General features: G+C 64.7%; 26 protein-coding genes. 15 read left to right on the top strand and 11 right to left on the bottom strand.

The annotated features are described in order from the left end of the window. Positions 1-85 precede the first annotated feature (85 nt). Entirely contained in the window at positions 86-787 is a 702-nt protein-coding gene (locus tag ALII_RS0119885; RefSeq protein WP_051375956.1) for an alpha/beta hydrolase, read from the bottom strand. Positions 788-947: 160 nt separating this feature from the next. Continuing rightward, positions 948-1844: a LysR substrate-binding domain-containing protein gene (locus ALII_RS0119880; protein WP_024588969.1), complete on the bottom strand. Its 897-nt coding sequence runs from the start codon at positions 1842-1844 to the stop codon at positions 948-950. A 92-nt stretch (positions 1845-1936) separates the two neighbouring features. Here ALII_RS0119880 and ALII_RS22565 point away from each other — a divergent pair, with 92 nt between their 5' ends. Continuing rightward, positions 1937-2155, top strand: coding sequence for a hypothetical protein (locus tag ALII_RS22565; protein WP_152529698.1), 219 nt, complete (start codon positions 1937-1939; stop codon positions 2153-2155). Positions 2156-2362: 207 nt separating this feature from the next. Here ALII_RS22565 and hemF read toward each other — a convergent pair whose 3' ends face one another. Beyond that, entirely contained in the window at positions 2363-3277 is a 915-nt protein-coding gene (gene hemF / locus ALII_RS0119875) for an oxygen-dependent coproporphyrinogen oxidase (protein WP_024588968.1), read from the bottom strand. Positions 3278-3395: 118 nt separating this feature from the next. Between hemF and ALII_RS0119870 the strand changes: the two genes are divergently transcribed. Then, positions 3396-3653, top strand: coding sequence for a hypothetical protein (locus ALII_RS0119870; protein WP_024588967.1), 258 nt, complete (start codon positions 3396-3398; stop codon positions 3651-3653). Between the two features lie 133 nt (positions 3654-3786). Here the strand turns inward: ALII_RS0119870 and ALII_RS0119865 are convergent, their stop codons facing one another. Further along, positions 3787-4257: an NUDIX domain-containing protein gene (locus tag ALII_RS0119865; RefSeq protein WP_029660753.1), complete on the bottom strand. Its 471-nt coding sequence runs from the start codon at positions 4255-4257 to the stop codon at positions 3787-3789. Between the two features lie 71 nt (positions 4258-4328). Between ALII_RS0119865 and ALII_RS0119860 the strand changes: the two genes are divergently transcribed. Beyond that, on the top strand, positions 4329-5279 hold the full coding sequence (locus ALII_RS0119860) for a metallophosphoesterase (protein WP_024588965.1): 951 nt from the start codon (positions 4329-4331) through the stop codon (positions 5277-5279). On the opposite strand, the gene ALII_RS0119855 is transcribed toward ALII_RS0119860, so the two are convergent. The 3 genes from ALII_RS0119855 to leuA form a co-directional block, all read right to left on the bottom strand. Next, positions 5243-5821 carry a hypothetical protein gene (locus tag ALII_RS0119855; RefSeq protein ID WP_024588964.1) on the bottom strand — a complete coding sequence of 193 codons (579 nt, stop codon included), beginning with the start codon at positions 5819-5821 and terminating at the stop codon, positions 5243-5245. The genes ALII_RS0119860 and ALII_RS0119855 overlap by 37 nt on opposite strands. Before the next feature lie 73 nt (positions 5822-5894). Next, complete coding sequence (locus tag ALII_RS0119850) at positions 5895-6665, bottom strand: alpha/beta fold hydrolase (protein ID WP_024588963.1); 771 nt, start codon at positions 6663-6665, stop codon at positions 5895-5897. Beyond that, complete coding sequence (gene leuA, locus ALII_RS0119845) at positions 6662-8332, bottom strand: 2-isopropylmalate synthase (RefSeq protein WP_024588962.1); 1671 nt, start codon at positions 8330-8332, stop codon at positions 6662-6664. Before leuA ends, ALII_RS0119850 begins: the two co-directional genes overlap by 4 nt. A 415-nt stretch (positions 8333-8747) precedes the next feature. On the opposite strand from leuA, the gene ALII_RS0119835 reads away from it, so the two are divergent. After that, positions 8748-9830, top strand: a complete 1083-nt coding sequence (locus tag ALII_RS0119835; RefSeq protein WP_024588960.1) for a sialidase family protein — start codon at positions 8748-8750, stop codon at positions 9828-9830. After that, a complete protein-coding gene (locus ALII_RS0119830; protein ID WP_024588959.1) occupies positions 9823-10101 on the top strand; it encodes a MoaD/ThiS family protein in 279 nt (92 codons plus the stop codon). The genes ALII_RS0119835 and ALII_RS0119830 overlap by 8 nt, the downstream gene beginning before the upstream one ends. Positions 10102-10315: 214 nt before the next feature. Here ALII_RS0119830 and ALII_RS0119825 read toward each other — a convergent pair whose 3' ends face one another. Then, positions 10316-10678 (bottom strand): DUF559 domain-containing protein, encoded by a 363-nt coding sequence (locus ALII_RS0119825; protein ID WP_024588958.1) that lies wholly within the window; start codon positions 10676-10678, stop codon positions 10316-10318. Between the two features lie 247 nt (positions 10679-10925). Continuing rightward, positions 10926-11387 carry a tRNA (cytidine(34)-2'-O)-methyltransferase gene (locus tag ALII_RS0119820; RefSeq protein WP_029660752.1) on the bottom strand — a complete coding sequence of 154 codons (462 nt, stop codon included), beginning with the start codon at positions 11385-11387 and terminating at the stop codon, positions 10926-10928. 261 nt (positions 11388-11648) lie between these two features. Between ALII_RS0119820 and ALII_RS0119815 the strand changes: the two genes are divergently transcribed. Genes ALII_RS0119815 through ALII_RS0119800 form a run of 4 tightly spaced genes read left to right on the top strand, consistent with a single transcriptional unit; the run spans position 11649 to position 15944 of the window. Continuing rightward, on the top strand, positions 11649-11894 hold the full coding sequence (locus tag ALII_RS0119815; RefSeq protein ID WP_024588956.1) for a hypothetical protein: 246 nt from the start codon (positions 11649-11651) through the stop codon (positions 11892-11894). Continuing rightward, a complete protein-coding gene (locus ALII_RS0119810; protein WP_024588955.1) occupies positions 11878-13740 on the top strand; it encodes an ABC transporter ATP-binding protein in 1863 nt (620 codons plus the stop codon). The genes ALII_RS0119815 and ALII_RS0119810 overlap by 17 nt, the downstream gene beginning before the upstream one ends. After that, positions 13737-15632, top strand: a complete 1896-nt coding sequence (locus tag ALII_RS0119805; protein WP_024588954.1) for an ABC transporter ATP-binding protein — start codon at positions 13737-13739, stop codon at positions 15630-15632. Before ALII_RS0119810 ends, ALII_RS0119805 begins: the two co-directional genes overlap by 4 nt. A 3-nt stretch (positions 15633-15635) precedes the next feature. Beyond that, positions 15636-15944 carry a DUF6665 family protein gene (locus tag ALII_RS0119800; RefSeq protein WP_024588953.1) on the top strand — a complete coding sequence of 103 codons (309 nt, stop codon included), beginning with the start codon at positions 15636-15638 and terminating at the stop codon, positions 15942-15944. Between the two features lie 161 nt (positions 15945-16105). Here the strand turns inward: ALII_RS0119800 and ALII_RS0119795 are convergent, their stop codons facing one another. Both ALII_RS0119795 and ALII_RS0119790 read right to left on the bottom strand, forming a co-directional pair. Next, positions 16106-16519, bottom strand: coding sequence for a type II toxin-antitoxin system VapC family toxin (locus tag ALII_RS0119795; RefSeq protein ID WP_024588952.1), 414 nt, complete (start codon positions 16517-16519; stop codon positions 16106-16108). Beyond that, positions 16519-16818: a type II toxin-antitoxin system prevent-host-death family antitoxin gene (locus tag ALII_RS0119790; RefSeq protein WP_029660751.1), complete on the bottom strand. Its 300-nt coding sequence runs from the start codon at positions 16816-16818 to the stop codon at positions 16519-16521. Before ALII_RS0119790 ends, ALII_RS0119795 begins: the two co-directional genes overlap by 1 nt. 248 nt (positions 16819-17066) lie before the next feature. Here ALII_RS0119790 and petA point away from each other — a divergent pair, with 248 nt between their 5' ends. The 6 genes from petA to ALII_RS0119760 all read left to right on the top strand — a co-directional run bounded on the left by petA (position 17067) and on the right by ALII_RS0119760 (position 21998). After that, the gene (petA, locus tag ALII_RS0119785; protein WP_024588950.1) at positions 17067-17630 is read left to right on the top strand and encodes a ubiquinol-cytochrome c reductase iron-sulfur subunit; all 564 of its coding nucleotides are present in this window, start codon (positions 17067-17069) and stop codon (positions 17628-17630) included. Between the two features lie 21 nt (positions 17631-17651). After that, positions 17652-18956, top strand: coding sequence for a cytochrome b N-terminal domain-containing protein (locus tag ALII_RS0119780; protein WP_024588949.1), 1305 nt, complete (start codon positions 17652-17654; stop codon positions 18954-18956). 33 nt (positions 18957-18989) lie between these two features. Beyond that, the gene (locus ALII_RS0119775; protein ID WP_024588948.1) at positions 18990-19817 is read left to right on the top strand and encodes a cytochrome c1; all 828 of its coding nucleotides are present in this window, start codon (positions 18990-18992) and stop codon (positions 19815-19817) included. A gap of 116 nt (positions 19818-19933) precedes the next feature. Then, positions 19934-20479: an adenine phosphoribosyltransferase gene (locus ALII_RS0119770; RefSeq protein WP_024588947.1), complete on the top strand. Its 546-nt coding sequence runs from the start codon at positions 19934-19936 to the stop codon at positions 20477-20479. Positions 20480-20545: 66 nt separating this feature from the next. Continuing rightward, entirely contained in the window at positions 20546-21181 is a 636-nt protein-coding gene (locus ALII_RS0119765) for an FMN-binding negative transcriptional regulator (protein ID WP_024588946.1), read from the top strand. Between the two features lie 13 nt (positions 21182-21194). Then, a complete protein-coding gene (locus ALII_RS0119760) occupies positions 21195-21998 on the top strand; it encodes a class I SAM-dependent methyltransferase (protein ID WP_024588945.1) in 804 nt (267 codons plus the stop codon). Positions 21999-22060: the final 62 nt, after the last annotated feature.

Genomic DNA, 22060 nt, shown 5'->3' with positions numbered 1-22060 from the left:
TTTCCTCTCCCCCGGGCAGGGGGAGAGGTGGCGCGCGAAGCGCGACGGAGTGGGGGTGCTCAGCGCTACCGTGTCAGTCGCCGCACTACTCCATCGAAGCCATCTGCAACCCGGCCAGCCACTCCGACGCGATCTTCGCGTCCTCGTCGCCGATGTCGTGGCCGGCGATGATGGTCTTGGCCACCACGTCGGCGCCGCACGACTTGAACATCGCCTCCAGCTTCGGGGCGTACGGCGCGTAGAGCGTGTCGTCGCGGCCCGATATCGTCAGGAACTTCGCCTTGGCGAGGTCGGCATGGGGCGCGGTTTCGAGAACCGGCATGGGGCGCAGCAGGACGGCGGTCTTCACCACGTCCGGGTGCAGCACGGACAGCGCCGCGATCAGATTCGCGCCGTTGGAATAGCCGAGGAAGGTCGTGCGCTCGAGGTCGATGCCCTCGCTCCTGACCAGCCGGCCGAAAAACTCGGCAAACGCCGCCGCTTCGCCGCGAATGTCGGTCTGGTCGAAGCTCGTCGGGGTGATGCGCTTGTACCAGCGCTTCACACCCTCCTGCACGACTCGTCCGCGAATGCCGATCAGCGTCGCGTTCGGGTCGATCTTGGTCGCCAGCGGCAGCAAGGTCGTCTCGTCGCCGCCCGAGCCGTGCATCAGGATGATCGTCCGCCCATTCGCCTGCGCCGGCTTATGGATGCGGTGCGTGAAGTTGGTCTCGCGCGTCACGCTCTCCACGGTCGCCGGAATTTGCGGCGCAGGCAGGGCAGGGAACGGCACGACCTCGCTGGCCATGGCGGGCCAGGCGGTTGCAACAGTCAAGGCTAATGTAATGATGCGCGCTGTCTTCATGCACGCGAGATTAACGCAGAAGGTTAATGCGTGATTTAAGGAAAATGCGCTCGCAATTTCGTGAATGGCTGCTGTTGCTTGGGCGCAACTTGTCGTTCGAGGTCTAAGGAAAGGCCAGGCGGGTTTCGTCGAGTTCCGCCTTGAGCCACGTGATGAAAGCGCGTGTCTTCCGCGCAAGTGACTGGGACGACGAGGTGACCGCCCAGTAGCCGAGGCCGGTTGCGGCGCGTTGCGGAAAGGGAGCCACGAGCTGTCCTGCGCCGATCGCATATTGCGCAAGCGTCTGCCAGGCGAGCATGACGCCCTGGCCGGCGATCGCCGCGTCGAGGCATAGGGCGGCATCGGTGAAGCTGTGGCCATCGGCAAGCTGGTCTTCATTGATGCCGAACGGGGCGAGCCAGGTCGACCATTTCAGTGTCGAGTTCGCATCGCGAATGATCGGCGCATTCGTCAGATCTAGCGGCACGCGCAGGCGATTCGCGAGCGCCGGTGCGCAAACCGGAAAGATATCCTGCGGCAGCAGAAACGTCTTCGTCACGCCCGGCCAGTTTCCGTCGCCGACGCGGATGGCGGCGTCGACGTCGCTGGCATCGGGATCGACGAGCGTGACTGAGGCGTCGAGGCGCAAGGTGATGTCCGGATGAAGCGCGGAAAACCGGGCAAGGCGCGGCACGAGCCATTTCGAGGCGAGAACAGGGGCAACCGACACGGTGAGGATGTTCGCCCGGTCGTAACGCGCGCTTTTCAGTGCGCCTTCGAGTTCGGCAAAGCCGGACGTCAGACGTGCGAGGAAGGTGCGGCCGAACTCCGTCGCGACGAGCCCGCGCGACGTTCGGACGAAAACGGGCCGAGCAAGCGCGGCTTCAAGACGAGCGACATGCTGGCTGACCGCGCCGACGGTGACGCCCAGTTCATCGGCAGCCGCCTGTAGCCCACTGAGCCGACCGACGGCTTCCGTCGCGCGCAGCCCGTTCATATGGACGCGGTTCAGTTCTGTCATGGAGAAAAACTAAAGTGAGGCGAAGGCAAACTCCAGTGAAATCGAATTGGAAGGACCGGATAATCTGGCATCTGAGGTTGAGGAGCAATGCCATGTTCAAGTTTTTCTTGAGACGCTGTCCCGAACCCAGTCCCGACGACCCGCTCGCACATCCCGCTATCCAGGCCATGTCGCTGGACGAAATCGCCGATCTGCCACTGACGCCACAATGGCCGGATGGGTGTGCGGGGTTTCGTCACCGCAGCCTGCGAGGCGCCAGGTTACCTGCCCCTGAAAGTGGCAAGCGCGAGGTTGCGTTCTCTCCGAAGTGACCCCCACCCTTTATCCCTCCCCACAAGGGGGAGGGAGGGCGTCGGCGTCGTGTTTGCCTTTCAGCGTGGAGCCACGCGTTAAGGGCTGGCGCAGCGATCACGTCTCCCTCCCCCTTGTGGGGAGGGATACAGGGTGGGGGTCAATTCAGGAAAACCGGACCTACCCGCGAGCTGTTCGATGAATCGTACTGGCTCGCCTCACACATCCTACGGCCACTTCACCTCGGGCGGCATCGACGACAGGATGGAATCGACGTTCCCGCCCGTCTTCAGGCCGAAGATCGTGCCGCGGTCGTAGAGGAGGTTGAACTCGACGTAGCGGCCGCGGCGGATGAGTTGTTCCTCGCGGTCGGCGTCGGTCCAGTTGTCGTTGAAATTCTTGCGGACCAGGTGGTTGTAGACGACGAGGAAGGCGCGGCCGACGTCCTGGGAGAAACGCAGATCGGCGTTCCAGCCGCCCTTGTTTTCCGGCGTCTTCAGCCAGTCGTAGAAGATGCCGCCGGTGCCGCGGGGCTCGTCGCGGTGGGGGAGGTGGAAATATTCGTCGCACCAGGCCTTCAGGCGGTCATGGTCGGCGACCGCCTTGTGCTTGTCGCAGACGAATTTCATCGCCTTGTGGAAGGCGGCCGTGTCGGGGTCGTCCTGCTTGCGGCGGCGGTCGAGGACCGGGGTGAGGTCGGCGCCGCCGCCGAACCATTGCCGCGTGGTGACGACCATGCGCGTGTTCATGTGGACGGCCGGCACGTTGGGATTGTGCGGGTGGGCGATGAGCGAGATGCCGCTCGCCCAGAAGCGCGGGTCCTCGTCGGCGCCGGGGATCTGCTTGCGGAATTCTGGCGAGAACTCGCCATGCACGGTCGAGGTGTGGACGCCGACCTTTTCGAAGACGCGGCCGCGCATCATCGACATGATGCCGCCACCGCCGCGGCCTTCGTCGCGCAGCCATTCGGTGCGTTCGAACCGGCCCGGCGCCCAGGAGGCGTGCGGGCCCGACAGATCGTCCTCGATCGCCTCGAAACCGGCGACGATCTTGTCGCGCAGTTCCTCGAACCAGGCCTTCGCGGTCGCCTTTTTCGACTCGATGTCGTCGGGCAGGCCGGCCGGGATGTCGGGACGTTCCATGCAAAGCTCCGTGGGGAGGGCGCGCATTCGGCGGCAGCCGGGGCGCGTTCAACATTTGACTCGTAATTTGACGCCCTGATCCCTAATCTGTTGGTCGTTGGGGTCAAGGAGTTCTTTGTTGCGGGTGCCTGCGAGACCACCGCTGGAGGGGTTGAGGCGCAGCCTCAACAAGCATCGCGCAGAAGGCAGCCCCCATCCGCGCGACGGCTTCGTGCGCGAGACGTTCCGCCTGCCGCGCCCCGACGCGCGCGTGAAGGCGCAGGAGTGGTTCGACCGCTGGCCGAAACAGGCCTACTGGACCGAAATCGAAAGCTGGGCCGAGCGCCCCGACGACATCATCGAGTTCACCATCCGGCGCTTGCCTACGGCCGACTAGGGCGCGTCGATATTCGCGCCTGAGCGGCCTGCAAATGGCGACTTTCTGCGCTTCCGGTGCTCACGTACTGATGTACCTCGAAATCCACCTTTTTCGGCACGCTCAGCCCCGAATCTCAACGCGCCCTTGCGCTCTACCAGTGATGCTCCAACACGGCGTCACCGAACACTTCGGCGAGGCGGCGGCGGGTGGCGGGGGTGGTCGCTTCGGGCAGGGCGTCGAGAGGGAAGAAGCCGGCCTCGGCGATCTCGTGGTCGGGGAGTTTCGGCGTTGTCTGGCGGAACTGCGTGATGAGATAGAGCGCGACATGATCGCGCGGGCTGGCCTGTCGGTTCAGGTGAATCGAGACAAGGCGCGGCTCGCCGGTGAACTCGATATTGCCTTCCTCGGCCAGTTCCCGTTCGAGCGAAAGGCGCATCGTTTCGCCCACTTCCACCCCGCCGCCGGGCAGTTGCCAGCCGGCGATGTAGGTGTGGCGGATGAGGAAGACGGTGCCTTTTTCCGCGTCGTGGACGATGCCGCGCACGCCGAGCGTCATCGGACGGCGCAGGAGAAACCAGCCGTGAAAGAGCTTGATGCGCAACCATTGCAGCCGGGTCGGCATTGTGCGGGACGTCTCGCTCACCGCGCGCCTCCCGGGGTGGTCACGCGGAATTTCATATCGTAAGGAAGGGTATGCTCAGGCTCGCTCATCTCTCGGACGTCCACCTCGGCCCCCTTCCCGACATGTCCTATCGTGAACTCGCCTCGAAGCGGATCACGGGCTACATCAACTGGCAGCGCAACCGGAAAGCCAATCTCCACGATCAGGTGATCGGGATGCTGCTCGACGACATGAAGGCGCGCGCGCCCGACCATATCGCGGTCACCGGCGATCTGGTCAACCTCGCGCTCGACGCCGAAGTGGAGGTCGCGCGCCAGTGGCTGGAAGAGGTCGGCCATGGCGACGACGTCTCGGTCGTGCCGGGCAACCACGATGCCTATGTGCCGGGCGCGCTCGACAAGGCGTGCCGGGCCTGGGGCAAGTGGATGTGGGGCGACGGCAAGGCGCAGCCCGCCCATCGCGGCGCGTTTCCCTATATGCGCGTGCGCGGGGACATGGCGATCATCGGCGTTTCTTCGGCCCGCGCGACGGCACCCTTCATGGCGTCGGGCTATTTCGGCTCGACGCAGGCGCGGCGGCTCGGGCGGATGCTCGACGAGGCGAAGACGAAGGGGCTTTGCCGCGTGATCCTGATCCACCACCCGCCGGTTCGCGGGGCGGCGCCGCAGCACAAGCGGCTCTACGGCATCGGGCGGTTCAAGAAGGTGATGTTGCGCCACGGCGCCGAACTCGTCCTCCACGGTCACACGCATCTGCCGAGCCTCTACTGGCTCGACGGGCGCGACGGGCGGGTGCCGGTGCTGGGCGTTGCCGCGGCGGGGCAGGCGATCGGCGGGTCGAAGCCGGCGGCGCAGTACAACCTCATCGAGATCGACGGCGGACCGGATAGCTGGGGCGTGCGCGTCCAGCGGCGCGGGCTGATGTACGGCCATGAAGGCGTGCGCGAGATCGTCGCGCAGACGCTCCTGCCGGCTGAAGAAGGCGCTCAGAAGCTGATCGCCAGCCGGTCCCAGGCGAAATAGAGCACTGCGGCGATGCCGACGAAGGCACCGGCCAGGAACAGCGCCAGCGAGGTGAAGACGTCGAAGGCGGCCTTGGCCGGCTCGCGGTCGAGCACGCCGAGGACGGGGGCAGGGGCCTCGCGGTCGCCGGCCAGCACCGCTTCGCGCTCGACCATCCGCTCGGCGACATAGAGCGTTACTGCATTGGCCGCCTTCTTGATGTCGGGCGTCTCGGCCAGCACGATGCGGCCGTTGCGGGTGTCCTTCAGGAAGCGATAGGTGCGCTTGTCGCGGCCCATGGTGACGTGGCTGACCGCGTCGATCCAAAGGCGCGGCTGGAGCCCGGCGGTGACGTTGAGATCGAAGCGCTCGTCGTCCGACGGGATGTCGGCAAACACCTGTTCGAGGTCTTGCGCCAGGATTTCGAGCCGCGTCTGCTGCGCCTCGCGCAAATCGACGACGACGTCGGTGCGGTCGGCATTGTTGGTCTTGACCTCGCGGATCGCGGCGGCGAGGCGGCGCATCTCGCCCTTGTGGGGCGTTTCTTCCAAAGCTTCGCTCATGCCGGCGCTCCGGGACTCAAGGGTACAGTTAACGCTTCGTTACACCCCGATTCCGGCGAAAACGCGCCAAAAGTCAAGGGCTTCCGGCGATCAGAGAAGCACGGATGGCAGCGAGGACGGCAGGCTTGGCCTCGACGGTCAGCATGTGGCCGGCGCCGTCGATGCGGGTGAGGCGAATGTTTTCGGGCAGGTTCTGGGTCTGCGAAAAGGGCAGGACCGGATCGGCCGTTCCCCAGACGAGGTTGACCGGCATGGCGAGCTTGGCCAGCGCCTCGCGTGGGATCTCGCCCTGCACGCCGTCCTTCTGGATGATTCCGTGGAAGGTGTCGAGGTTGGTGCGCTGGCCGCGCTGGCCGCGCACGGCGGCAAGGCCGAGGACGTATTTAGGCGGAGTCGAAAAGCCGGGCGCGGACATCTCGTCCATGATCAGTCCCAATGCGCCGGCGTCGGGCGCATTGGCGTAGCGTTTCAGAAGTTCGCCATTGATCTGCGGGCCGAACCCGCCGGGCGCCAGCAGCGTCAGCGAGGCGACGCGCTCGGGCGAGCGCATGGCGATCAGCGTGGCGATCGCGCCGCCCATCGAATGGCCGACGAGATGTACACGCTCGATCCCGCGCGCCGTCAAATCGGCGGCGACGGCTTTCGCCGCCACCGTCGCCGGGCCCGCGCCTGGAAAATCGAGCGAGCGCCCATGACCTGGAAGGTCATAGGCGATCACCCGCGCGTATCGTGCAAGCGATGGCTGGATGTCGGTCCAGGTCGAATGCGATCCGCCGAAACCGTGGAGAAGGACGATGGTCTCGCCGCCTTTCCCCTCTACGCGGGCACCGAGCTTGTCGCTCATTTGGCACCGAGAATGCGGTTGGCCGCCGACACGACCGCTTCGAGCGAGGCCGCGACGATGTTGGTGTTGATGCCCGCGCCGAAGAGCTTTCCGTCCGGATGCTCCACTTCCATGTAGCAGATTGCGGCCGCGTTCGAGCCGCGCTGCATGGAGTGTTCCGAATAGTCGAGGACGGTCAAATCGATACCGATATGCTTCGACAGCGCGTCGACGAAACCGTCGACCGGGCCGGTGCCGGTGCCGGTGATCTGCACTTCCGTGCCATTGTCGATGATCGTCGCCTCGACCACGCGCCGGCCCTTGGCGGAGCTGTCGGGGAAGGTCTGGTGATCGACGAACTTCATCCGGCCCTCGGGCTGGTCGACATAGAGTTCGAGAAAGCGCTCGTGGATCGCCTTGGGGCGCAGTTCCTTGCCCTCGCGGTCGGTGATCTGCTGAACGTCGCGGCTGAATTCGACCTGCAAATTGCGCGGCAGGTTGAGCCCGTAATCAGCCTGCAGGATGTAGGCGATGCCGCCCTTGCCGGACTGCGAGTTGATGCGGATGATCGCCTCGTAGGACCGGCCGACGTCCTGCGGGTCGATCGGCAGATAGGGCACCTCCCACTGGGTCTTGTTGGCGGTCTTGATCGCCTTCATGCCCTTGTTGATGGCATCCTGATGCGAGCCGGAGAAGGCGGTGTAGACCAGTTCGCCGACATAAGGATGGCGCTCGGGGATCTTCAACTGGTTGGAGTATTCGTAGACGTCCTTCATGCGCTCGATCTGCGAACAGTCCAGCATCGGATCGATGCCCTGCGTGTACATGTTGAGCGCCAGCGTGACGACGTCGACATTGCCGGTGCGCTCGCCATTGCCGAACAGCGTACCCTCGACGCGGTCGGCGCCCGCCATCAGGCCGAGTTCGGTCGCGGCGATGCCGGTGCCGCGATCATTGTGGGGATGCAAGGACAGGATGATCGAATCGCGCCGGTCGAGCTGGCGGCTCATCCACTCGATCTGATCGGCATGAATGTTGGGCGTCGACATCTCGACGGTTGCCGGCAGATTGAGGATCAGCTTGTTGTCAGGCGTCGGATTGATGATCTCGGTGACTGCGTTGCAGATTTCGAGCGCGACTTCGAGCTCGGTGCCGGTGAAGCTTTCCGGCGAATACTGGAAACGGCAGCCGGGCACCGATCTGGCGGCCTCGTCCACGATCATCTTGGCCGCATCCGTGGCGATCGCCTTGATGCCGGCGACGTCCTTGTCGAACACGACGCGGCGCTGCAACTCGCTGGTGGAATTGTAGAAGTGGACGATCGGGCGCTTCGCGCCCGCCAAGGACTCAAAGGTGCGCGAAATCAGTTCGGGCCGGCACTGGACCAGCACCTGCAACGACACATCGTCGGGCACGCCGGCTTCTTCGATGGCGAAGCGGGTGAAGTCGAAATCGGTCTGCGAGGCCGACGGAAAGCCGATCTCGATCTCCTTGAAGCCCATGTCCAGCAGCAACTGGAACATCCGCGCCTTGCGGTCGTGGCCCATCGGGTCGATCAGCGCCTGGTTGCCGTCGCGCAGGTCGACGGAGCACCAGATCGGCGCCTTCTCGATGCGCCGGTCGGGCCAGGTCCGGTCCTTCAGACCGACGAAGGGATAGGGTTCGTATTTGCGGGCGGCGTCGGGCATGCCTTTGGCACCCGTGGCAACGATCTTCGATTGCTCGTTCATCTTCGTCTCCTTGCCCGGCCGCGATCTCGGTCGGCGGCGGGCACTTCTAGCTCTGGGAATGGTGTCGGGACAAGGAGCTTTGCCGGGTCTCGGCGGCACTTCGACCGCCGGGCGCTCCTTCAGCCAACCCGACGATCGCCGCTAAGAAGGAGAAGAAGCGAGGATAGGCGCGCGCGATCGCCGGCAGCAATGGCCGGGAAGATCGAGAAAGAGGCGCGCGACGAAGTCATGGGCGAAGAGATAGCCGAGCGATGATTGCGTGACAAGCCGCATCGCTTTCAAAAAATTGCGCCAATGGTTGTCGGGACGCGGCCCGTTCAACCGTCATTGGAAAAGGAGTAATGTCTCCGCGGCCGGATAGATGGAGGATCTGATGGCAGACAAGGTTCTGATACTGGTCGGCACCAAGAAGGGTGCCTTCATCCTGGAAAGTGACGGTGCGCGGCGCGACTGGAAGCTCTCCGGCCCGTTCTGCCAGACCTGGCCGATCAACCATTTCGTCGCCCATCCCGAGACGGGTACGCTCTATGCCGGCGGTGGCGACGCGTGGTTCGGCCCGGCGGTCTGGAAATCGACCGATCTCGGCCAGACATGGACGCATTCCTCGAACGGCCTTGCCTATCCGGAAGGGCAGGAGCCGATCTCCTCGGTCTGGAGCGTGGCGGCGCACAATGGCAGCGTCTATGCCGGCGTCCAGCCTGCCGGCCTCTTCCGCTCCGACGACGACGGCGAGACATGGACCCATGTCGAAGGATTGCAAAAGCACCCGACACGCCCGCACTGGAACCCCGGCGGGGCCGGGCTGATCCTGCATTCGCTGGTGATCGACCCCGCCGACGACGACAAGATCTGGGTCGGCATCTCGGCCGCCGGCGTCTTCCACACCGCCGATGGCGGCGAGACATGGGAACCACGCAACCGCGGCACGCGCGCCGACTTCCTGCCGGAGGGCGAGAACTATCCCGAATTCGGCCAGTGCGTGCACAATGTCGTCATGGCGGCGGGCGCGAATGGGCGGCTCTACCAGCAGAACCATTGCGGCATGTACCGCACCGACGATGGCGGCGTGAAATGGGAGAGCATCGAGCAAGGCCTGCCCTCGAGCTTCGGCTTTCCCGCCGCCGCGCATCCGAGCGACCGCGACACGCTCTTCCTCCTGCCGCTCAACGGCGACACCAAGGGCCGCTACATGCCGGACGCCAAAGCCGCCGTGTGGCGCACGCGCGATGCGGGCCGCACCTGGCAGGATTTGCGCAACGGCCTGCCGCAGGAAAACGCCTATTTCGGCGTGCTGCGCCAGGCGATGGCGACCGACCGCATGGACAAGGCCGGCGTCTATTTCGGCACCAGCGGCGGCGTCCTCTTCGCCTCGAGCGACGAGGGCGAGACATGGCGCGAGATCGAGGCGCACATGCCGGCGATCCTGTCGGTCGAGACGCTGACGGTTCATGACTGAGCGGCCCGACATAGTCGTCCGGCTGCCGGCGATCCTCGTCGACCTGTTTCCGGGGGCGGGGCGGCGGGTCGAGATGCAGGCGGGGAGTGTTGCCGAGATGGTCGACGGGCTGGAAGCGTTGTGGCCGGGGATGCGCGACCGGCTGTGCGATTCTCGGCCGGCTATTCGCAGGCATATCAATGTGTTCGTGGATGGGGAGAGGGTGAAGCTTGGGCACAGGCTTGCGGATGGGGACGAAGTGTTCGTGCTGACGGCGATCAGCGGGGGGTAGGGGATACGGAGCCTCTGCGAGGCGGATTTCTGCGAAGAGGACCCCCACCCCTTACCCCTCCCCACAAGGAGGAGGGGGCGCCGGCGTGGCGCCTTTCCGTTCGGCCAGGCACCAAGCGGAATAGGGTGTGCGACGTGGATGTCCCCCTCCTCCTTGTGGGGAGGGGTAAGGGGTGGGGGTACCGCGCAGACGTTGCAAGTAGAAGCACCACCCCTCAAACAACCCCGATTTCCCTCAGGATCGTCTCGACACACCCATCGAAATTGTCGCCAAGCTCACCCGTATCGATCCTCACCACGCGATACCCATCCATGGCCAACCGCTCGTCGCGCAAACGGTCGCGAACTTGCCGATCCGGCAGTTGATGATGCTCGCCGTCGATCTCGATGACCAAACGCTTCTCGTGGATGACGAAGTCGGCGACGTATGGCCCGATGGGCGCCTGTCGCCTGACATGGATGCCGTACCAGGTCCGGAACATCTTCAACTCCGCCCAGAGACGGCGCTCGCCGTCGGTCATGTCGCGGCGGAGTTTGCGCGCCCGCGAGATTAAATTTGGATCGACGGCGCTTGGCATCTCGGTTTTTCCCCACGAGAACGTCAACGTCGGGAACAAATTTAGAGTTTGCAAGGATTCCTCTGAAGAAGACCCCCACCCCTTACCCCTCCCCACAAGGAGGAGGGGGGACATCCACGTCGCACATCCTCTTCAGCTCGGAGCTTGGTTAAACGGACAGGCACAACGCCGGCGACCCCCTCCTCCTTGTGGGGAGGGGTATGGGGTGGGGGTCTCCTACCATCCGGCCGGCCGGCCGGCGCCAGGCTCAATCGCTCCGAAACCCACCCGTCTGCCGAACCGCTTCGCCCGCTACCATCGCGACGCTCATCGCCAGATTGAGGCTGCGCGCGCCGGGCTGCATGGGAATGGTGAGGCGGTGGTCGGCAGCGTCGTGGACCGTGTCGGGAACGCCGGCGGATTCGCGGCCGAAGAGAAGGACGTCGTCCGGCGCGTAGGCGAAGTCGGTGTAGGCGGTTTCGGCTTTGGTGGTGAGGAGGACGAGGCGCGCGGCCTGGGACACGCGCCACGCCTCGAACGCCGCCCAGTCGACATGGCGCGTCAGCGCGGCCATTTCGAGATAGTCCATGCCGGCGCGTTTCAGGTTGCGGTCGGACAGGTCGAAGCCGGCCGGCTCGATGATGTGGACCTCCAATCCGAGGCAGGCGGCGAGGCGCAGGATCGTGCCGGTGTTGCCGGCGATGTCGGGCTGGTAGAGCGCGATGCGCATGGTTGTTCCCTGGTGCAATCGAGAGTTGGCCCTAGCGCCAATCCGGGCGGGTGGTCAAATCGCCTCGGTTCGGCTATGAAGCATCCTCGTCCAACCCGAACCACGAGGAGGCACGCGATGAATATTTTCTTCCCATCCCGCATTCGCGCGCGCCGCGCAGATTTCGCGCCTGTGGTTTTCGGATCGACGCTTCCCTGAGACACTGAAGCATCCGCTTTCGAAATCCGCCGGCAAGACGACCGGTTCTACGAGATTTCGACGATGTTTCCCCAATACGCCCCGCGCCCCGTCCGGCGCCTGCCCGATATTCGAGACCTTGCCGGCGGCCTGACCGTCTCGGCGCTCTTCGCGCATGTTGCCATCGTCATGGCAGGAGGGCTGGGCGCCGATGTGGGAAGCCCGGCTGCGACGCCCTACATGAGAGCTGCGGAACATGGGCTGTCGCTCTGCGACGCCGTTCTCGATCCCGATACGACTGAAAGAGCTTGCCATGTTCCGCTGGTTTGAATCCCGCCTCGATCCGTTTCCGGCCGAAGAGCCGGTGGAGCCGCCGAAGACGCTGTTCGCCTTCTGCCTCCACTACACGAAGGACGCCTGGCCCTACCTGATCCCCGCGGCGATCCTGATCGCGGCGATCGCGATCACCGAGGTGTGGATGTTCTCCTTCCTCGGCAACATCGTCGACTGGCTGACGGCGCAGGATCGCGACACGTTCCTCGCCGATAATGGCTGGCAGCTTGCCGGCATGGCGCTGCTCGTGCTCGTCGGCCTGCCCGGTATGGTGTTCATGCACTCGCTGCTCCAGCAGCAGACGCTGTTCGGCAACTACCCGATGCGCATCCGCTGGCAGGTCCATCGCTACCTGCTCAAGCAGTCTATGACCTTCTACCAGGACGAGTTCGCCGGCCGCATCGCCACCAAGCTGATGCAGACGGCGCTCGCCGTGCGCGAGACGGTGATCAAGACGTTCGACGTCATGAACTATGTCGTCGTCTATTTCCTCGGCATGATCTTCATCGTCGGGTCGGCCGACTGGCGCCTCGCCGTGCCGCTCGCCGGCTGGATGGTCGCCTATGTCTGCCTGATGGTCTATTTCGTGCCGCGTCTCGGCCGCGTCTCGGAGGAGCAGGCCGATGCGCGCTCGGTGATGACGGGGCGCGTCGTCGACAGCTACACCAACATCCAGACCGTGAAGCTCTTCAGCCACGCCCAGCGCGAGGCGACCTTCGCGCGTGAGGGGATGCGGTCGTTTCTCGACACGGTCTACCGGCAGATGCGTCTGGTGACCGGGCTCTACGGGCTGCTCTACGTGCTCAACTCGCTCTGCCTGTTCTCCGTCGCCGCGCTCGGCATCTATCTGTGGCAGCTCGATGCCGTCACGGTCGGTGCGATTGCGGTGGCGCTCGGCCTCGTGCTGCGGCTGTGGGGCATGTCGCAGTGGATCATGTGGGAGCTTTCGGCGCTGTTCGAGAATGTCGGCACCGTGCAGGACGGCATCGCCTCGATCTCGATGCCGCGCGTGGTCGACGACAAGCCGGATGCGAAGGCACTCACCGTGCCGCGGGGCGAGATCCTGTTCGACGACGTGCGCTTCCACTATGGCAAGCAGAAGGGCGTGCTCGAAAAGCTCGACCTGACCATCCGACCAGGCGAGAAGGTCGGCGTCGTCGGTCGCTCGGGCGCGGGCAAGTCGACGCTCGTCAATCTGCTGCTGCGCTTCTACGACATCGAGGGCGGACGCCTGATGATCGACGGGCAGAACATTGCCGACGTGAAGCAGGAGAGCCTGCGCGCCCATATCGGCGTCGTCACGCAGGATACATCGCTGCTGCACCGCTCCGTGCGCGACAACATCCTCTATGGCCGCCCCGATGCGACCGAGGAGATGATGATCGAGGCGGCGCGGCGGGCCGAGGCGCTCGATTTCATCGCCGGGCTTTCCGATCCGGAAGGGCGCAAGGGCTTCGACGCCCATGTCGGCGAGCGCGGCGTCAAGCTGTCCGGCGGCCAGCGCCAGCGCATCGCGATTGCCCGCGTCATGCTGAAGGACGCGCCGATCCTGATCCTCGACGAGGCGACCTCGGCGCTCGATTCGGAAGTCGAGGCGGCGATCCAGGAGAACCTCTACCGCCTGATGGAAGGCAAGACGGTGATCGCCATCGCGCACCGCCTGTCGACCATCGCGGCGATGGACCGGCTGATCGTCATGGACAAGGGCCATGTCGTCGAGGATGGGACGCACGAGGAATTGATCGCAAGCGGCGGCCTTTATGCCCATCTGTGGAACCGGCAGTCGGGCGGATTCCTTCTGCCAGACGAGGCGGAAAACGAGAAGGATATCGCAGCCGAATGAGCGAAGCGCCGGTGAAGACGGACGATCCCGCGCCGCGCCTGTCCGAACGGGCGTGGCGGAGCGTGGAGAACGTCATCGATCCGTTCGCCGATACGGATCGCGCCGTGCTGCCCAAGACGGCCTTCGGCTTCATCGGGTTCTTCGCGCGGCAGGCGCCGGGCCCGTTCGTGCTGCTGCTCATCGCCGGCGGTCTGACGGGGGCGGTGGATGCGGGGCTCTACTGGGCGCTCGGCAGGATCATCGACGTTCTGGAAACGACGACGCCGACGGCTTTGATCGCCGATTATGGCTGGGCGATCCTCGGCTATCTCGTCCTGATCCTTCTCGTGCGCGCCGTGGCGATGATCTTCCAGACCGTGGTGGAAGAGCAGACGATCGCGCCGAACTTCTACCAGCGCGTGCGCTGGCAGGCATTCCGGCGGGTGATCGAGCAGCCCTACACCTTCTTCCAGAACGATTTCGCCGGCCGGATCGCGACCAAGATCACGCAAGGGGCGGAGGCGACGGGTGATTTCATCATCTCGTCGTTGCAGACCGTCTGGGGCTTCGTCACATTCCTCGTCCTTGCGGCGACGATCATGTTCTCGGTCGATCCGTGGATGCTGGCGGTGCTCGCCGTTTGGCTTGCCGCCTACGGCATCGCCGGGTGGAAGCTTCTGCCGCCGCTGCGTGCGGCCGGGCGGCGCACGGCCGACGAGCGTTCCATCGTCAACGGACGCCTCGTCGACGCCTTCACCAACATCCTCGCCGTCAAGCTGTTCGATTCGGGCGGGCGCGAGCATTCCTTCGTGCGCGACGGAATGCACAGCTACCTGATGGCGGTGAAGAGACTGACGCGGTCGATCACCCGCGTGCGCGCCGCCGTCGCCATCATCAACGGCTTCATGATGGCGGCGATCTTCCTGCTCGCGCTGCAAAGCTGGATGGCGGGCGCCGCCACGACGGGCGCCATCGCGGCGGCCATGGGCCTCGCCTACCGGCTCAACCAGATGTCCGGCTACATGATGTTCAACATCAACGGGCTCATCCGCAACTATGCGACGGTGCAGGACGCCACCGGCACAATCTCCGTCAAGCCGACGCTGACGGATGCGCCCGATGCCGTCGTCGCGCCACGCGCGAAGGGCGACATCCGCTTCGAGAACGTCTCCTTCCACTATGGCAAGGATGGCGGCATCATCGACAACCTCAACCTCCACATCCGCCCGGGCGAGAAGATCGCGCTGGTCGGCCCGTCGGGCGCCGGCAAGACGACGATCGTGAACCTGATCCTGCGCCTCTTCGACGTCGAGGAGGGGCGCATCCTGATCGACGGGCGCGACATCCGCTCCCTGACGCAAGGCTCGCTGCGGGCGCAGTTCGGCGTGGTTGCGCAGGACCCGATGCTGATGCACCGCTCGATCCACGACAACATCGCCTATGCGCGCCCCGATGCGAGCGAGGCGGAGGTGATCGAGGCGGCGCGGGGGGCGGCGGCGCACGATTTCATCGCCGGCGTTTCGGACCCCAAGGGACGCGCCGGCTACGACGCGCATGTCGGCGAGCGCGGCGTCAAGCTGTCCGGCGGGCAGCGCCAGCGCATTGCGATCGCGCGCATGATGCTGAAGGACGCGCCGATCCTGCTGCTCGACGAAGCGACCTCGGCGCTCGATTCGGAGGTCGAGGCCGCCATCCAGGAAAACCTCTACCGGCTGATGGAGGGCAAGACCGTCATTGCCGTCGCGCACCGGCTCTCCACCATCGCCGCGCTCGACCGGCTGATCGTCATCGACGAGGGCCGGATCGTCGAGGAGGGCACGCATGACGACCTGATCGCGCGCGACGGGCTCTACGCGCAATTGTGGAAGCGCCAGTCCGGCGGCTTCCTCGCGCAGAGCCTGGCGGCGGAGTAGACGATGGCGCTCCGGCTTCCCGGGCAGGGCGGCGTCCGGCTCCAGACGGGGCTAGACACGCTCGACTACGAGCTTGCCGGCGAAATGGCATCCTTGCTGGGGCGGGCCGGCGATCGGGTCGCCAAGGCGATGGCGGCGCTCAACGCCCATGACGCGCGCGATGCCGAGCGCGTGCTTCTGGTAAGGGCCGCCGCCGAGGCGGTCCACGCCTATTTCATCCAGCGCGAACTGATCGGCCTTCGCCGCCACCAAGATGCCATTCGTGATTACGGCATTCCGCCCGAGGTGCTGGCACGGCTGGGTGCGAGCTAGACTAGGATGCCCGACCCGTGGTTGATCTCAACCGTCTTTGAAGCGGTCGGAGCGAGGCCTGGATTCCTGTGCTTGTCACAGGAATCCAGGCCGCGATATTCGTGAATCCCGCGCTGGTCAAAGGCAATGTCGGCCGACCGTCCAGCATTTGGCCGAAGCTGTCAGTCGTTCCACGGGTTCAAAAGCCTCACACCGGTCGATTCGAAATCGCGCACGTTTCGCGTGACGACGGTCAGGTCATGGACGAGAGCGGTTGCGGCGATCCATGCGTCGCGTTCGCCGCGTTTGTGCGGAACATGCAGCCCTGCACAAATGAGCGCAACGTCCGCGGTGATATGAAGCGTGCGCTCGCTGAAGTCGGGCAACACGTTCCGGTCGATCCAGTTGACGAATATCTGCCCCGCAGCAACGTCGCGATGGCCGAGAATCAGCGCGCCGTATTGAAGCTCCATTACGGTCGCCACTGATATGTAGAACAAGCGGTGGTCCTGCGCGCCTGTCCAGCGAAGGACATTCTGATTGGCGCGATCCGGACGGCGCAACTCTGAGATAACGTTGGTATCGAGCAGGAACATCAATGCTCGAAATCATAGCCCTTGAAGGGCTGCTTGAATTCCGGGACCTCCCAATCGAAATCCGCTTCCGGGCGATTGTCGGCGAGTGCTTCGGCAATGCTCCTGAACGGCTTTTTGTCCTCGGCCGCCTTCTTTTCCTGATCGAGCCGGTCGAACTCGGCCTTGGTGATGAGGACGTGGGTCGGCTCGCCGCGATCAGTGATGAAGACCGGGCCCTGCCTTGCGGCGCGCTTGGCGCCGGCGGTGTCGTGGTTGAACTGCCGGCTGGACATGACGGTGATTGCGGGCTTGACGTTCATGGCCGCACCTCCTTTGCATTCACATGTAGCAACGTTGCTACATCGCGGCCGATCTTGTCAACAACCCCCGCGACAAACTGCCATCACGCCCTTGTAACGGCTGGACAAGACGCCAAGGCGGGCATAGAAACCTTCGCCAAATGACTGGGGGACGCCCCCGGCATCGCTTGCCGTTGCGCAGCGTGTCCGGGACGGGTGAAGATCACGGTTTCCTGCGGTCGAAGTGAGGCAATAAGGATCATAGTCCCGTGAGCGTGAACGATACGACCGAGCCGACCCGCCGCGACTTTCTTTACATCGCCACTGGCATGGCCGGCGTCGTGGCCGTCGGCGGCGCCGTGTGGCCGTTCATCGACCAGATGCGCCCCGATGCCTCGACGCTGGCTCTCGCGACCGTCGACGTCGACGTGTCGGCGATCGAGCCGGGCATGTCGGTGACGGCGAAGTGGCGCGGCAAGCCGATCTTCATCCGCAACCGGACCGAAGAGGAAGTCGCCGAGGCGCAGGCCGTCGAGCTTTCCGAACTGAAGGACCCGGTCGCCCGCAACGACAATCTTGGCGATGCGGAGCCGGCGACGGATCTGGCGCGCTCGGCAGGCGAAGGCATGGAGAACTGGATCGTCATGGTCGGTTCGTGCACCCATCTGGGCTGCGTGCCGCTCGGCCAGTCAGGCGATTTCGGCGGCTGGTTCTGCCCCTGCCACGGTTCGCACTACGACACCGCCGGCCGCATCCGTACCGGCCCGGCGCCGACGAACCTGCCCGTGCCGGTGTTCGAATTCATTTCCGAGACGGTCATCAGAATCGGCTAAGTCAAGAGAGAGCTTACAATAATGAGCGGTGGACACTCTACCTACACGCCGACGACCGGCATCGGACGCTGGATCGATTCACGCCTGCCGCTGCCGCGGCTGGTGCATGACTCGTTCGTTTCCTATCCCGTTCCGCGCAATCTGAACTACGCCTACACGTTCGGCGGCATTCTCTCGATCATGCTCGTCGTGCAGATCGTGACCGGCATCGTGCTCGCCATGCACTATTCGGCGCATGTCGACATGGCGTTCGATTCGGTCGAGAAGATCATGCGCGACGTCAATTCCGGCTGGCTGATCCGCTATCTCCACGCCAATGGCGCGTCGATGTTCTTCATCGCCGTCTACCTCCACATCGCCCGCGGCATGTATTACGGCTCCTACAAGGCGCCGCGCGAGCTTCTGTGGATTCTCGGCGTGATCATCTACCTTCTGATGATGGCGACCGCCTTCATGGGCTACGTCCTGCCCTGGGGCCAGATGTCCTTCTGGGGCGCGACGGTCATCACCGGCTTCTTCACCGCCATACCGCTCGTCGGCGAATGGATTCAGCAGCTTCTGCTCGGCGGCTTCGCGGTTGACAATCCGACGCTGAACCGCTTCTTCTCGCTGCACTATCTGCTGCCCTTCATGATCGCCGGCGTCGTGGTTCTCCACGTCTGGGCGCTTCACGTCACCGGCCAGACGAACCCGACGGGCATCGAGGTCAAGCAGAAGACCGACACGCTGCCCTTCACGCCCTATGCGACCGTCAAGGACGCGTTCGGCATGGTGCTGTTCTTCATCATGTTCGCCTATTTCGTCTTCTACATCCCGAACTATCTGGGACATGCGGACAACTACATCATGGCGGATTCCCTGAAGACGCCGTCGCACATCGTGCCGGAATGGTACTTCCTGCCCTTCTACGCGATCCTGCGCGCCATCACCTTCAACATCGGCCCGATCGACTCCAAGCTCGGCGGCGTGCTCGCCATGTTCGGCGCCATCGCGGTGCTGTTCTTCGTGCCCTGGCTCGACACGTCGAAGGTGCGCTCGGCCGTCTATCGTCCCTGGTACAAGCTGTTCTTCTGGCTGTTCGTGGTCAATTCGATCTTCCTCGGCTGGCTGGGCTCGCGCCCGGCGGAAGGCGCCTATGTGATCATGTCGCAGATCGGCACGCTCTACTATTTCGGCTTCTTCCTCGTCATCATGCCGCTGCTCGGCCTGATCGAGACGCCGAAGCGCCTGCCGAATTCGATCACCGAAGCGGTGCTTGCCAAGAACAAGGGGGCGGCATCCGTCCAGCCCGCCGGCGCCAATGCGTCGCCGGAAACCAAAGGCTGAACCGGCGCGCCGGCTCGAAAGGACTGACACGACATGAAGACTGTTCTCAAGGGGATCGCCGCGCTCGGTTTCGTCGTCGGTGCGACGATGGCGGCAAGCGCGGCGGAGTATCCGCTGATCAAGCCGGTAGAGCAGAACTGGAGCTTCGCAGGCCCGTTCGGCACCTATGACCGCGGCGAGCTGCAGCGCGGCCTCAAGGTCTATCGCGAAGGCTGCGCGGCCTGTCACGGGCTCGAGCGCGTGGCCTTCCGCACGCTGGAAGACCTCGGCTATTCGGAGGCGCAGGTGCGCGCGCTGGCCGGCGAATACGAAATCCAGGACGGCCCGGACGCCGACGGCGAAATGTTCATGCGGACGGCGATCCCGTCCGACTATTTCCCGTCGCCATTCGCCAATCCGCAAGCCGCCGCCGCCTCCAACAACGGCGCGGCGCCGCCCGACCTGTCGCTGATCGCCAAGGCGCGCGCCGTGGAGCGCGGCTTCCCGCTCTTCGTCGTCGACATCTTCACGCAGTATGCCGAAAGCGGTCCGGACTACATCTACAACCTGCTGACCGGCTACGAGGATGCGCCCGAGGGCTACGAGCAGCAGCCGGGAACCTACTACAACCCGCATTTCCTCGCCGGCACGTCGCTCTCCATGGCGCCGCCGCTGCAGGAAGGCCTCATCTCCTACGATGACGGCGCGCCCGAAACGGTCGAGCAATATGCGCATGACGTGACCGCGTTCCTGATGTGGGCCGCCGAGCCGCATATGGAGGACCGCAAGAGCATGGGCTTCGTGGTCATGCTGTTCCTCATCGGCTTTGCGGTTCTGGTGTATCTCACCAAGCGCAAGATCTGGGCGAACGTCGCGCACTGACGTTTCCGCCATGATTTGCAAAGGGCGCCTCCGGGCGCCCTTTTTCGTGGCCGCGCGCCGCTTTCCTTCGCCGTCGCCATCTTCTACCAATAGCGCTCATCCACTCCGGGGCAGCCATGCACACCACCCTTCACGACACGCTCGTCTCGGCGATCCGCAACATTCCGGACTATCCCAAGCCAGGGATCATGTTCCGCGACATCACCACGCTGCTCGGCAACGCGCGGGCGTTCCGCCGGGCGATCGACGAACTGGTGCATCCTTATGCCGGGTCCAAGATCGACAAGATCGCCGGTATCGAGGCGCGAGGGTTCATCCTCGGCGGCGCGATGGCGCATCAATTGTCGGCCGGGTTCATCCCGATCCGCAAGAAGGGCAAGCTGCCGCACGAGACCGTGCGCGTCGCCTACAGCCTCGAATACGGCCTCGACGAGATGGAGATGCACAAGGACGCCGTCGCGCCGGGCGAGAAGGTGATCCTCGTCGACGATCTGATCGCGACGGGCGGCACGGCAGAGGGCGCGGTGAAGCTCCTGCGCCAGATGGGCGCCGAGATCGTCGCCGCCTGCTTCGTCATCGACCTGCCGGAACTTGGCGGGCGCGCGAAGCTGGAGGCGCTCGATGTGCCGGTGCGCACGCTGGTGGCGTTCGAGGGACACTGAGGGCTGGTCCAATCGCTCGACGATCTCGCCTCTTTTCCGAGCGGGCTGCGATGCTAGGATCGGGCCATGTACACACCGCCCGCCTTCCGTGAGGACGACCCCGCCGCACTCGCCGCCATCATGCGCGAGGCGGGGCTGTCGACGCTCGTCACGGCGACTGAGGAAGGTTTGGTCGCAACGCCTCTGCCGCTGATCCTTGACGCAAACGAGGGCGAGTTCGGTACGCTCTACGGCCATGTCGCCAAGGCGAACCATCAGTGGAAGCTTGCGCCCGTCGGCGAAGCGCTCGCGATCTTCCCGGGCGCGGACGCCTACATCACGCCGTCCTGGTATGCCACGAAGCGCGAACACGGCAAGGTCGTGCCGACCTGGAACTACGTCGCGGTCCATGCCCATGGGCCGGTCGAGTTCTTCGAGGATGCGGAGCGGTTGCGCGACATCGTCACCCGGTTGACCCTTCGCCACGAAGCCGCCCGCGCCGATCCGTGGGCCGTCACGGACGCGCCGGAGCGCTTCATCGACGCGCAACTGCGCGGCATCGTCGGTCTCCGCCTGCCCATCACCCGCCTCTTCGGCAAGCGCAAGATGAGCCAGAATAGGCCCGAGGCGGATAGGGTCGGGGTGGCGGAGGGGCTTGGGGCGAGCGAGCGCGAGGGGGATCGGGCGGTTGGGGCGATGGTGGCGGGGAACACGTCGTCTTGATGGGCATCGAGGCATGAACGGGCCAAACATTCCGGCCACGCGGCGTTTCGGGGCGCAAGTCGATTTCGGCCGGACGGCCCGCGAATATCAGCAGCACAGGCAAGGTTTTCCGCCCGCGTTCTTCGAGGCCGTCGACGCATGTGGCTTTGCAAGGCCAGGGCAGCGCGTCCTCGATCTGGGCTCGGGAACGGGGACGGTTGCTCGAGGTCTGGCGTTGCTTGGCCTGCAAGCCGCTGCGATCGACCCGGCCGAGGCGCTGATAGAGGTTGCGCGTCAACTGGACCGCCAGGCGGGCGTCGGGATCGACTACCATGTCGGTAAGGCAGAAGCGCTGCCTTTCGCGAATGAGAGCTTCGATCTGGTCACCGCCGGCCAGTGCTGGCACTGGTTCGATCGCCCTGCGGCCGCACAGGAGGCGCGTCGCGTCCTTCGCCCCCGTGGCCGGCTGCTCATCGCGCATTTCGACTGGCTGCCGCTTCCCGGCAACGTGGTCGAGGCGACGGAGCGGCTCATTCTGCAGGCCAATCCGAACTGGACCATGGGCGGAGGAACCGGCATCTATCCGCTATGGCTTGGCGATCTGGCCAATGCCGATTTCGGGTCAATCGAGACGTTGTCGTTCGATCTTTCCGTCGCCTATTCGCACGAGGCGTGGCGCGGGCGCATCGCCGCGAGCGCAGGCGTCAAGGCAAGTCTCACCGACGTCGAAGTCGAGCGCTTCGATCGGGATTTGGCAGAAGTGCTCAGCAGCAAATTCCCCGGCGATCCGCTCGACGTTCCGCATCGGGTCTGGGTTGCTACCGGGATACGCCTTTAGCGCAGATTGCGCGCGTCTCTCAATTGAGATACGTTCGGATCAAGTTTGACAGGAGGCCACAC

The organism is Aliihoeflea sp. 2WW (genome assembly GCF_000497755.1).
Lineage (GTDB): Bacteria > Pseudomonadota > Alphaproteobacteria > Rhizobiales > Rhizobiaceae > Aliihoeflea.
Note: the sequence above shows the minus strand (reverse complement) of the source record. Positions and strands in the feature narration are given on the sequence as shown.